This window comes from Brevibacillus daliensis (genome assembly GCF_021245735.1).
In the GTDB taxonomy this organism is placed as follows: Bacteria; Bacillota; Bacilli; order Brevibacillales; family Brevibacillaceae; genus Brevibacillus_B; species Brevibacillus_B daliensis.
The window spans coordinates 245,570-258,238 of sequence record NZ_JAJISB010000003.1; the positions used below are offsets into that span (position 1 = coordinate 245,570).

Sequence of the window (12,669 nt, forward strand, 5' to 3'; positions counted from 1 at the left end):
AAAAACTCCCGGTATTCTCGAGGAGTTTTTCTTTGTTTATATGTTTGGTAGCACATTTTATGGATGTAACGTTTAATTATTGTGATAACCTAGTCCCTCGGACAAGATCTTAGCAGTTTGTTGTACTTTTTCCCGATAGGAATCAAGAGGTGCTATCATTCGATCTGTAGGACCGATTAGGCTTATGGAACAAACTACTTGAGAAGTTACGTCGTATATAGGTGCAGCAATTCCGGTTACGCCGATATTTCTCATGTTAGAACTAACCTCATAACCGTTTTGTCTAATTCGGAGTAAACGTTTTTTCATATCTTGAGCTTCAGTGATACTCTCACTAGTATACTCCTTTAAAGGAGATGCGAGGATAGAATCAATAAAGGAATCAGGTTGAAAGGCGAGAATAGCACGGGCAGCACATGTAGCGTATAACGGGAATCTTCTGTAAATATCTACATTAAAACGAATGGTATATTGGGAATCGATCTTGTCTACATAGATTGCATCATTACCATCTCTGATACATAAACTGACTAGCTCTTTAGTAGAATTAGCAAGTTCTTGTAAGTGAGGCTTCGCATATTCGACGATATCATGGTCACGTAATACCTTATTACCTAACTCCAGAAGTGTATAGCCAAGCATATACTGCTTGGTTTTTTGATTTTGCTGAATAAAACCTTCACTTTCTAGTGTAGCAAGCATCTTATGAACAGCGCTTTTTGATAAGGAGAGCTTTTTGCTTATTTCCGTTACACCTAATTCCTTAGGGGATTCTAAAAAGAATTTTAAGACTCTACAACTATTTTTGACGGAAGATAATAAATTGTCCATTCAGCATACCCTTTCACATTATCTTTCATTGGTAGTCAATTGTAACATGTAATTCTGTATTTTCACAAATAATTGATTTTTTAAAAAAATCATGCTATTATTTTTTTATTGTTTACATATGGATAACACTGTTCTCTATAAGAGAACGAAAAAAACAATTAGGGGGCCATTTCTTATGAAAAAAAGCGTAAAAACTATTTTTTCTGTACTCGCCTTAAGTAGTCTGTTAGTTGCGGGATGTAGTGGAGGTAACCAACCAGCACCGAGCAATACCTCATCCACAGAAGGCGCTGGTCAGGAAGAAAAAATTGAGGGCAAGTTAGTTATTGCCGGAAATGGCGCAACCGTAGAGAAGCTGATGAAAGACAAGATTTTCAAGAAATTTAATGAGAAATATCCTGATGTAGAGTTAGCTTATGTTGCTGGTGTTGCTACAGAAATCGTAGCGAAAGTAAAAGCACAAAAAAATTCACCTCAAATTGATGTTACTTACATAGAAGGTGGAGAACAGGAAAAAGGTAGAGTAGAAGGTTTGTGGCAACCAATTACTGAAAAAGATGTGCCAAGCATTAGCAAGATATCAAAAGAGCTTGCTGTGTCTGAAAATTCTGGCGCAGTTATCAATTTTACACCGATGGGAATTTCCTATAATAGTGAGTTGGTTAAAGAAAAAGGATTACCAATTCCCTCGTCATGGAACGATTTGACCAAGCCTGAAATGAAAGGCAATCTAACCATGAATGATGTGACCAGTAACTTCGGTCGAAGTGCACTTATCATGCTATCTTATGCAAACGGTGGTTCTGAAAAGGATGTAGAAGAAGGATTCAAACATTTTGGAACGATTGCCGGCTACATGCCAACCTTTGCAAAATCAGCAGCGCAGCTTCAACAAAATCTGCAAAGTAAATCAGCCGTATATACAACCTGGCCAATGGCTCGAAGCATTACACAGAAAAAAGCAGGTTTACCATTAGAATTCGTTGTTCCCAAAGAGGGAGCTAACATCATTCCTACCGTTGGTTCTGTCGTAAAAGATGCGAAAAACCCTGAAGCAGCAAAAGCGTTTATTGAATTCCTGCTAACAGATGAAATTCAGACGTTATTTGCAACAGAAGCGTACTATGTACCAGCTGTCGATGTACCTTTACCTGAAGAGGTTAAGAAAGAACTAGAATTTGACCGCAGCAAAATCGTTTACTTTGATTATGGCATTCTCTCCAAAGAGAGCGGAAAATGGATCGAGCGTTTTAATAAAGAAATTGCACCAAAAGTAGGCAAGTAAGAATGAAGGGAAAAATGACCTCATGAAAAAACAAATCGATGTACAACTAAAAAATGTACAAAAAAGATTTCAAAATCAGGTGGTCGTCAAGAACTTTGATCTGGAAATTGAGCAAGGTGAGTTTATTTCCTTGCTCGGTCCTTCCGGATGCGGTAAGACGACAACATTAAATATGATTGCAGGCTTTCTTGATCCAGACGAGGGAGAACTTTTGATAAAAGGCAAGCGGATGAATGGAGTTCCCCCATATAAGCGAGAATTGGGCATGGTTTTTCAAACGTATTCACTCTTTCCACACATGACAGTAGGAGAGAACATTGGGTATGGCTTGAAATTACGGAAGGTATCCAAGCAAGAACAAGCAGAACGAATTCAAAAAGTGTTAGAACTAGTAAAATTACCACATGTTGCTGATCGTTATCCGAAGCAGTTATCCGGCGGACAGCGTCAACGTATCGCCATTGCTCGCGCATTGATTGTTGAGCCGTCTTTACTATTACTCGATGAACCGTTAAGTAATCTGGATGCCAAGCTTAGAGAAGAGCTGCGAGATGAATTAAAAAGGCTTCATCAAGAAATTGGAGTTACAACCATCTTTGTGACTCACGATCAGGAAGAGGCTTTGTCACTTTCAGATAGAATTGTCGTTATGAATTACGGGAATATCGAACAAATCGGAACACCATACGAAATCTATAATCAGCCAAAAAGTGAATTTGTACACACGTTTATCGGTAAGACCAATCGATTGCCCGGAGTAGTCTCTTCAATCGATAACATGCATGTACATGTCCGAACTGAAAATGGACTGATGATTAAAGCAACTCAGTCAACTGGTAACTGGACTGTTGGTCAGTCGGTAACTGCTTTTATACGTCCAGAAAAAATCAAGTTAACTACCCAATCAGAAAAAGACACATCAGATAATAGCGTAAACGGTACGCTTGATATTGCTTCATTCCTGGGGGCTTTTACAGAATGCAAAGTAAGCGTGGGGTCTACGTTGTTAGATGTCAGAATGCAGGAGAAAGTATGGACAGGTAACGGTCAAGATGGTGAGACCGTGACGTGTAGCTGGTCTGCAGAAGATGTGTTTCTAATGGCGGAAGGAGGCAAGTAGGATGTTAAAGCGTTTCCCGTACCTGTTTCTTCTTTTGCCAGCATTGATTCTCTTGTTAGGGGTTTTTGTAATCCCCATGCTCTTTATTCTTGTCCTTAGTTTTCAAGGGGTAGAAGGACAATTCAGTTTAGAAAATTATAAAACCATCTTTACCGATGTGTATTACTGGGAAGTGCTATGGAAAACAATCAAAATTAGTTTGTACACGGTTTTTTTTACATTGGTGTTGGCATTTCCAGTAGCGATGTTTATGGCTAAAACACCAGGTAAGTTACGTGGGCTTGTTACTATGCTCATTATATGTCCTCATTTAATTAGTGTAGTAATCCGTAATTTTGGCTGGGTTGTTATTCTAGGAGAGACAGGCTGGATTAATGTGACGTTAATGGACCTCGGATTGATTGAACAACCGCTTCGCTTCATGTATAACGAAGTTGGCGTTGTCATTGGGCTAACCGATGCGTTTATTGCTTATATGGTACTGGCAATTGCGACTAGTCTATATTCAATTGATCAATCCTTGTATAAAGCCGCCTCCATTCTGGGAGCAAATCGGATTCAATCCTTTTTCCATGTGACTCTTCCACTTAGTATGCCAGGTGTTTTTGCGGGAATAACACTTGTTTTTAGTTTATCCATGAGTGCTTATGTAACGCCTGCACTAATGGGAGGAACGGGAGTGAAGGTTATTCCAACCTTGGCATTTGAACAAATTATGGCTGTTCTAAACTGGCCGCTTGGCGCTGCACTTGCTATCTTGCTATTGGGATGCACTGTATTGTTGGTTACTTTATTCTCGCGCCTTGTTGAAACCAAACGATACAAGGAGGTATTCTCATCATGAGGTTGCCACGTTTCTCTTTGTTAGGCTTTTTAACACTAATGATTTTGATTTTTGTTAATGCCCCCTTTTTAATTATTGTTCCCAGTTCATTTACTTCTGCGGGGTACCTATCTTTTCCGCCAGAAGGGTTTTCATTTGACTGGTATTTGAAGATTCTAGATCGTCCTGAATTTATTGATGCTTTCTTTTTCAGTTTGCAATTAGCGGCTATCACAGCGATTGTATCTACCCTTCTTGGAACGTTAGCAGCACTTGCTCTGGCTAAGTACAAATTTAAAGGTAGAGATGCCATAAATGCGCTGATGCTTTCACCACTAACTGTACCTTCATTGATTATCGGGATTGCAGCATTACTCTTTTTTACCAGAATCAATCTAGGAGGATCTTTCCTCGGATTGCTGCTTTCACACATTCTGATATCGATACCGTATGTGGTTCGCTTGGTTTTAACAGGATTGACCAGCTTTGACTATACATTAGAAAAGGCAGGCTATATGCTTGGAGCTCGTCCACTTAACGTGTTTTGGGATATTACGTTGCCAATGCTTAGACCGGCCATATTATCAGGGATGATTTTTTCTTTCTTAACATCATTTGACAATGTTACAGTCTCGTTATTTATGGTAGCTCCTGATACTACCACGCTACCGCTCATGATTTTTAACTATATGCAGGAGTCTCTTGATCCTATGGTGGCGTCTGTATCATCTGTTGTGATCTTGTTCAGTCTTGTCTTTATCTTTTTATTAGAAAAGGTGTATGGATTAGATCGCCTTTTTGGACTTAATGCTCAACAACATTAATAGAGAGGGAAAGAAACATGACAATCTATGCTTATATGGAGAAAGAATTACCATTTTTTCTTCAACTACTGAAAGAGAGTGTTTCCATTGACTCTCCCTCTTTGAATAAAGAGCAAAGTGAAAAAATGATTACCTGGTATTTAGAAACAGTTGAGAAAGTCACGGGTGTAAAGCCGAGACGAATCTTGAATCAACAATACGGGGATCAACTCATTTGTGAATTTGGCACAGGAGCTAAGCGGATCTTGATTGCTGGACACTATGATACGGTTTGGCCACTTGGAGAAGCAGAGAAGAGACCTTTTACAATTGAAGGGGAAAAGGCATTCGGTCCAGGCGTATATGATATGAAAGCAGGGGTTCTTCAAGCACTATTTGCAATAAAAGCTCTACAACATTTTAATAGATTACCTAGTGATAAAACGATTGTCTTACTGTTAACAGGGGATGAAGAAATAGGAAGTCCCAGTTCCCGAGCCTTGTTAGAGGAAGAAGCGAAAAAAGCGGAAGCTGCATTTATCTTGGAGCCTCCTATGGCTACGAATGGAGCACTGAAAACATGGAGAAAAGGAAGTGCTCACTTTTCTGTCATTGCCAAAGGGATTTCTGCACATGCAGGAGTGGATCATGAAAAAGGTGTCTCAGCAATTGAAGAAATGAGTTATCAGATCCAAGCCCTGCAAAAATTGACGGATTATCAGGTGGGTACGACAGTAAACGTGGGACTTGTTCATGGAGGAATTGCCCGTAATGTAGTGGCCGATTATGCTGAAGCTCATATAGACGTGCGTATACGCACGATGGAAGAAGCAGAGCGGATTACTAGATCTATATCTAACCTGAGACCTGTATTAGCGAAAGCAGAGCTCATCGTCACAGGGGGCCTGAGCAGACCTCCTATGGAACGAACAGTAATGAGTGAGGCGTTATTTCAAAAAGCTTATCAAATCGCGAAAGCAGAGTTGAATCTCCTTCTTTCAGAGGAAGGGACAGGTGGGGTAAGTGATGGGAACTTTATCGCCGCTTGTGGTGTCCCAACACTGGATGGATTGGGAGCATCAGGAGATTTTGCACATTCGCCCAAGGAATTTATCTGGATTCCTCACATTTCACAACGAACTACGCTTTTAGCTAAACTAATCGAAGAATGTTAACACAAAAACATCTGGGGAGATAACTGAATAACTCCCAGATGTTTTCTTTATTTGGAATAAATTTCATAATAACAATCCTTGAAGTGTAAGATATTCTATAAAATATTATAAAGAATATAAAGTTAAATAATGATTGGGAATAAAAGGATATATAGGGAGGAAAAGCATCATGTAAGCGTTATCACTTAGTTAAAACAAATAGTTTTCAAAATGGGTGTTGATCGAGTTTGAAAAAACATTCAGTTTTGTTCCGTTTCGTCCTCCAATATGAGCCATTTCGCTTTTGTGTATTTCTTTTGTTTATAATATTTTATCTTTTGTGTAAGGCTAATACGTTGACAGCATAATTAATTCGTAATATTTTTATTGTAATAGAGTGTTTGTAAATTTATTTTGCGAATTTCGTAATGAAACAGAGTTTGAAATCAGTAAAATCGTAATACAGACGAACTCGAAAAGAAAATTACAATTGGAGTGGGTTAATTTGAGGAAAATCGACCATGTGGATCGACAGATATTGCAGATCCTTCAAGATGATGGCCGAACTCCTTACACCGAAATTGCTCATCAGCTAAAAGTGAGTGAAGGTACGATTCGCTCAAGGATTTCACGCTTATTGCTTGATGGGGTTTTTCAATTTGTAATTCGCACTGATCCAGAGAAATTGGGATTAAACGTTCTAGCCTTTATTGGTCTAACAACCAAGCTGGGGAGACAAAAAGAGGTCGCTAAAGAGCTTGCGGAGTTGCCAGAGGTTACATTTGTGGGAGCTTTCAGTGGCAAGCATGATCTTATTATTGAGGCCTGCTTTGCTAACAATAACGAATTAATCGTTTTTGTCAATGAACAGCTATCGCGAATTGAAGGAATTGTTGCAGCCGATGTATCACTGGAATTAAAGCAGTATAAGGAGTCATTTTCCTATGTTGGTGTAGGAGAAGATGAATCCTTACCTACAGAGAGGGGTTGAGCCCGGAAATAGAAAAAAATTACTACGCATCCTAAGTTTTCTGAAAAAACATACAATGAATGAATATTCAATTAATCATCCAAAAACTGGTAGATCGTTAATGAAGCAGTAACTTGGCTACGCCAGAAGTACTATTTCAATAGACAGGATGCAACGTAAAAAGTCTGCATCATACATATAGGACAGGGATGGATAAGAGATTGTACTACATGCTTAGTTAGTACATGAAATAAAGACGATCTAGCATTTTCCGTCACGGAGTATGGTAAATCGACTTTTCCTTATACATGCATGATCGAATCTGTCTCATTGAAATAAGGTGTATTCAACAACTCGCTAACTAAAAATGGTGCAGGATGATTCTATCCCACCCAGGAAGTTTTTGGTTAGGTATATGATCGTTCTCATATATCTACCTTCGTGCAAACGAAGAAAAGCAATTTGAAGAGAAGGGGGAATGAGTCTTGCTCCGTTACCTAGGTAAACGTGTCATCTTTATGATTATTTCTTTGTTCTTAATCGTTACAGCGACGTTCTTCCTGATGCACTCCATTCCTGGAGGTCCATTCACGAGTGAGCGAACGTTGCCACCTGAAATCGAACAAGCACTATTAGAAAAGTATAATCTTCATTTACCATTGCATGAGCAGTACGTTAATTATTTAAAAGGGGTAGTAACCTGGGAGTTAGGTCCATCATTTACAGAGAAATCATCCACAGTAAATGATATGATCAGCCGTGGTTTCCCTGTTTCTGCACATTTAGGTTTTCAAGCATTGCTTGTAGCAATATTCGGTGGGATTTCATTAGGGGTTATAGCTGCTTTATATCATAATAAGTGGCAAGATTACAGTGCCATGATGTTAGCTGTACTCGGATTATCTGTACCAAGCTTTATATTGGCCAGTTTCTATCAATACATTTTCTCTATTGAATTAGGGTGGTTCCCGATCGCTAAATGGGATACGTGGAGACACACCGTATTACCAACACTTGCACTTTCAGCCAGTCCACTAGCCTTTATTGCCCGTTTAACACGTGCGAATATGATTGAAATCATGGGTCAAGATTACATCAAGACAGCGAAATCAAAAGGACTAAGTACTCCGGTTATTACTGTAAAACATGCGATCCGCAATGCTTTACTTCCGGTTATTACTTACTTGGGCCCACTTACAGCTAGTATCCTAACGGGTGCGTTCGTTGTTGAAAAAATCTTCGGCGTCCCTGGTCTTGGACGTGAGTTCGTTATGTCCATCCAAAACCGTGACTATACGGTAATCATGGGAACGACGATATTCTATGCAATGATATTAGTTGTTATGATCTTGATCGTTGATATCGTTTATACACTAATTGATCCGCGAATTAAGCTGGGCGGTAGTAGAAAGGAGTAGTGACTGTATGCAACTAACAGAAAAACATTTTGAGCCAGTTTCCGTGGATAATCTTCAGGCTGAAGAAATCAAGCGTCCGAGTCTCTCGTTCTGGCAAGATGCTTGGCGTCGTCTGAAAAAGAATAAAGTAGCAATGGTTTCACTAATCTTTCTTGTATTGTTAATTATTGGTGCAGTTGCGCTTCCTTGGTTTAGTCAATACAATTATTTTTCTACTGATTTAACTGGTAAAAATGTACCTCCATCTGGAGATCATTTATTCGGAACAGACGACTTAGGTCGTGATATGTTTGTACGTATTTGGTATGGTGCTCGTATTTCACTTGAAGTAGGTTTTGCTGCTGCCTTTGTCGATTTGATTATCGGTGTTCTATGGGGCGGTATTGCAGGTTACTATGGTGGTAAAGTAGACGAAGTTATGATGCGTATCGCTGATATTTTGTTTGCTATTCCTTATTTGCTAGTTGTTATCCTTCTGTTGGTTGTATTTAGCCCAGGTGTTGGTACGATTATCCTGGCATTAACCATAACAGGTTGGATAGGTATGGCACGGATCGTGCGTGGACAGATGATGTTGTTAAAACAACAGGAATTTGTACTCGCAGCCAAATCATTAGGTGCTGACAGCGCACGGATTATCTTCAAGCATTTGATTCCGAATGCTCTTGGCCCGATCATTGTTACATTGAGCTTGACTGTTCCTAGTGCAATCTTTGCTGAATCATTCTTGTCCTTCTTAGGACTAGGTGTATCTGCTCCGGTTGCTTCATGGGGTACGATGGCATCGGAAGGTTTGCCTGCAATGAGATATTATCCATGGCGTCTCATCTTCCCAGCGGTATTTATCAGTACGACAATCTTGGCATTGAACTTATTAGGTGATGGTATTCAAGATGCTGTTGACCCACGCCTACGCAAATAGGAGGGATTAGGATGGAACGTATATTAGAAGTAAAAGATCTGCATGTTTCCTTCCATACCTATGCGGGTGAAGTTAAAGCTGTTCGTGGCGTTAACTTTCATGTAAATAAAGGGGAAGCAGTAGCAATCGTAGGGGAGTCAGGCTGTGGTAAATCCGTAACGGCACAGTCGATCATGAAGCTAATTCCAACCCCTCCTGGTCAATATAAAAAGGGAGAAATTCTGTTTAACGGCAAAGATATTATTCCGATGTCTAATAAACAGATGCAAGATATTCGTGGTAAAGATATGGGGATGATTTTCCAAGACCCGATGACTTCTCTTAATCCAACGATGACAATTGGTAATCAAATCATGGAAGGTTTGATTAAGCATCAAAATATGGCTAAATCTGCTGCTAAGCAAAGAGCGATTGAGCTGCTGGAAATCGTTGGTATTCCACAACCTGACCGTCGAGTTAATCAATATCCGCATGAGTTTTCAGGTGGTATGAGACAGCGTGCGATGATTGCAATCTCTCTTGCTTGTTCACCAAAACTGTTGATTGCCGATGAGCCAACAACTGCATTGGATGTTACCATTCAGGCACAAATTCTTGACCTGATGAAAGATCTGCAAAAGAAAATGGGTACATCCATTATTATGATTACCCATGATCTTGGTGTAGTAGCTGAGATGTGTGAACGTGTTATCGTTATGTATGCGGGTAAAGTAATCGAGCAAGGTACAGTTGATGAAATCTTTTACAACCCACAACATCCATATACAAAAGGATTGTTGCATTCCGTTCCTCGTCTTGACCTGAATCGTGATGAACCTTTGACACCAATTTTCGGAACACCACCAGATCTGTTAAAACCACCTGCTGGTTGTGGATTTGCTGCTCGTTGCGATTGTACGATGAAAGTATGTCTGGAACATGATCCGGAATTAACAGAAATTAATGCGAGCCACAAGTCAGCTTGCTGGTTGCAGCATCCTATGGCAAAAGCTCGTACAGGTTCGTAAGAGAGGAGGGACATCGATGTCCAGCAAAGAAATTGTAGCTAAAAATGATGATCTAATTGAAGTTCGTAATTTAACCAAGTTCTTTAACATTGGTGAAAAGAAGCTAAAAGCAGTAAATGATATTTCATTTACAATCAAGCGTGGAGAAACACTCGGAGTTGTAGGTGAATCCGGTTGTGGTAAGTCAACGGCAGGTCGAACCCTTCTCCGCTTGTATGAACCAACTAGTGGTCAAGTTTTATTTGAAGGTAAAGACTTGGCAAAGCTGAACGCTAATGAGCTAAAGGCTATGCGCCGTAACATGCAAATGATTTTCCAAGACCCATACGCATCTCTTAACCCACGTATGACTGTTGGAGATATTATTGGTGAAGCACTAGATATCCATGGTCTTGCTTCAGGAAGTAAGCGTAAAGAACGCGTGCAAGAGCTACTTTCTCTTGTTAGCTTAAACCCTGAGCATATGAACCGATTCCCTCATGAATTCTCTGGTGGTCAGCGTCAGCGTATCGGTATTGCCCGTGCCTTGGCTGTAGAACCAAAGTTTATCGTGTGTGACGAGCCTATCTCTGCACTGGACGTATCGGTTCAAGCGCAGGTTGTTAACTTGCTTGAGCAGTTGCAAGAAAAAATGGGTCTAACCTATATGTTTATCGCCCATGACCTATCCATGGTAAAATATATTTCTGACCGTGTTGCAGTAATGTATCTGGGTAAAATGGTTGAGTTGGCAGATAGTGAGAGTTTGTACGAAAAACCACTTCATCCTTACACACAGGCACTTCTATCAGCTATTCCGATTCCGGACCCAGAAATTAACCGTGAGCGTGAACGAGTAGTATTGCAAGGGGATGTACCAAGCCCAATTGATCCACCAAGCGGTTGCCATTTCCGCACACGTTGCCCTAAGGCAATGCCGGAATGTGCACAAAAAGAGCCTCAGTGGAAAGAAATTGAGCCAGGACATTTTGCAGCTTGTCATCTATATAACTAAGTAACACAAAACAGTCGAGATTCGTATAGGGATTTTCCCTTGTATCTCGACTGTTTTTATGTGTATTTCTGTATCTGGTCACTATTATCAGTAAGGAACATCGTTATAAGTAATCGGTGTTGTTATGTTATCTTCCCAATCAATTCAAAACACATCGATTTTCTGGTACGTGGGGTACGTGATTAGATGATTGGATCAACTTCAGTTCTGTAGCCTGTTTTTTTATGGCCTACATTTTGTTTCGAATATGAGCCTGAAATTGTTTGTGGTTCAGTGGAAATGGTAACCATTTCAGGATAAGCATTTTGACCATGCTCCGTGGTATCTAAGCCACGCTCCTCTGTATGCGGTGAGACACGCAATCCAATCGTTTTTTTCAAAGCGTACAATAAGATAAAGGAAACGATTGATACATAAATGATCGTACCCGCAATTCCTAATGCTTGAACGACCAATTGAGAAAGACCACCACCATATAGTAAACCAGCTTGCCCGATGCCTACTTGAGCTACTAGGTGTGGAGCAGCAAAAATTCCAGTTGATAACGTTCCTGAAATACCAGGGACTCCATGTACAGAGATAGCGTAAATCGGATCGTCAATACCTTTTCTTTCCATGTATGCCGCTACGCCAACAGAAGTAGCCCCCGCTAAAGCCCCAATCACTACCGCTGCCCATGGCTCTACAAATGCACATGATGCTGTAATCGCTACAAGAGCCGCCAACACCCCGTTTATCATTGTTGTCAAATCAGCATGATGGTTAATCATCCAAATTAAGAATAAGGCACCGATACCACCAGCAGCAGCAGCCAGATTAGTTGTTAATGCTACATATCCAAAGAAACCAGTTAATGAACCTAGTGTGGAGCCTGCATTGAAGCCGAACCAGCCAATCCAGAGGACGAAGACACCCATAATACTGTAGATTTGATTGTGGCCAGGTATTGAAACAGTTTCGTTATTTACATACCTACCTTTACGAGGCTTTAAGAGGATGGTGGCAATTAATGCAGCGATTGCTCCTTGTAAATGTACGACAGTTGAGCCTGCGAAGTCTTGCATACCTAGTTCTGCTAACCAGCCACCGCCCCATACCCAATGGCCAACTACAGGATAAATGAGTGCAGTATACAGAATGGAGAACCATACATAAACAGAGAATTTAGCGCGTTCGGCAAAACCACCCAAGGCTACAGCAAGTGAAACACCAGCAAAGGCTAATTGGAATAGGAATGTGATCCCGATGGGAATCGAAATGGCGGATAAATTTTGAAAATTGTGTTAGGTTTTCTTACATGAAAATAATGAAGCGTTTCCATTTTATTATGTTTTAATTAATA

11 protein-coding genes and 1 pseudogene are annotated in these 12,669 nt (G+C 40.2%); 10 read left to right on the forward strand and 2 right to left on the reverse strand.

The window, feature by feature from the left end:
- Positions 1–72: 72 nt before the first annotated feature.
- On the reverse strand, positions 73–831 hold the full coding sequence (locus LM917_RS04185; protein WP_232696234.1) for an IclR family transcriptional regulator: 759 nt from the start codon (positions 829–831) through the stop codon (positions 73–75).
- A 175-nt stretch (positions 832–1,006) separates the two neighbouring features.
- On the opposite strand from LM917_RS04185, the gene LM917_RS04190 reads away from it, so the two are divergent.
- The 10 genes from LM917_RS04190 (at position 1,007) to LM917_RS04235 (ending at position 11,327) form a co-directional block, all read left to right on the forward strand.
- Positions 1,007–2,116, forward strand: coding sequence for an extracellular solute-binding protein (locus LM917_RS04190; RefSeq protein ID WP_232696235.1), 1,110 nt, complete (start codon positions 1,007–1,009; stop codon positions 2,114–2,116).
- 22 nt (positions 2,117–2,138) lie between these two features.
- Entirely contained in the window at positions 2,139–3,236 is a 1,098-nt protein-coding gene (locus LM917_RS04195; RefSeq protein WP_232696236.1) for an ABC transporter ATP-binding protein, read from the forward strand.
- 1 nt (position 3,237) lies between these two features.
- Entirely contained in the window at positions 3,238–4,080 is an 843-nt protein-coding gene (locus LM917_RS04200; RefSeq protein WP_232696237.1) for an ABC transporter permease, read from the forward strand.
- Entirely contained in the window at positions 4,077–4,883 is an 807-nt protein-coding gene (locus LM917_RS04205) for an ABC transporter permease (RefSeq protein ID WP_232696238.1), read from the forward strand. Before LM917_RS04200 ends, LM917_RS04205 begins: the two co-directional genes overlap by 4 nt.
- Positions 4,884–4,900: 17 nt before the next feature.
- Positions 4,901–6,037, forward strand: a complete 1,137-nt coding sequence (locus LM917_RS04210) for a M20 family metallopeptidase (RefSeq protein WP_232696239.1) — start codon at positions 4,901–4,903, stop codon at positions 6,035–6,037.
- A 484-nt stretch (positions 6,038–6,521) separates the two neighbouring features.
- On the forward strand, positions 6,522–7,007 hold the full coding sequence (locus LM917_RS04215) for an Lrp/AsnC family transcriptional regulator (RefSeq protein WP_232696240.1): 486 nt from the start codon (positions 6,522–6,524) through the stop codon (positions 7,005–7,007).
- A gap of 464 nt (positions 7,008–7,471) precedes the next feature.
- A complete protein-coding gene (locus LM917_RS04220) occupies positions 7,472–8,404 on the forward strand; it encodes an ABC transporter permease (RefSeq protein WP_232696241.1) in 933 nt (310 codons plus the stop codon).
- Positions 8,405–8,411: 7 nt separating this feature from the next.
- A complete protein-coding gene (locus LM917_RS04225; RefSeq protein ID WP_232696242.1) occupies positions 8,412–9,326 on the forward strand; it encodes an ABC transporter permease in 915 nt (304 codons plus the stop codon).
- A gap of 11 nt (positions 9,327–9,337) precedes the next feature.
- Positions 9,338–10,333 carry an ABC transporter ATP-binding protein gene (locus LM917_RS04230; protein WP_232696243.1) on the forward strand — a complete coding sequence of 332 codons (996 nt, stop codon included), beginning with the start codon at positions 9,338–9,340 and terminating at the stop codon, positions 10,331–10,333.
- Between the two features lie 16 nt (positions 10,334–10,349).
- The gene (locus LM917_RS04235; RefSeq protein ID WP_232696244.1) at positions 10,350–11,327 is read left to right on the forward strand and encodes an ABC transporter ATP-binding protein; all 978 of its coding nucleotides are present in this window, start codon (positions 10,350–10,352) and stop codon (positions 11,325–11,327) included.
- A gap of 182 nt (positions 11,328–11,509) precedes the next feature.
- On the opposite strand, the pseudogene LM917_RS04240 reads toward LM917_RS04235, so the two are convergent.
- Positions 11,510–12,604: pseudogene (locus LM917_RS04240) on the reverse strand (ammonium transporter); the annotation flags it as partial.
- Positions 12,605–12,669: the final 65 nt, after the last annotated feature.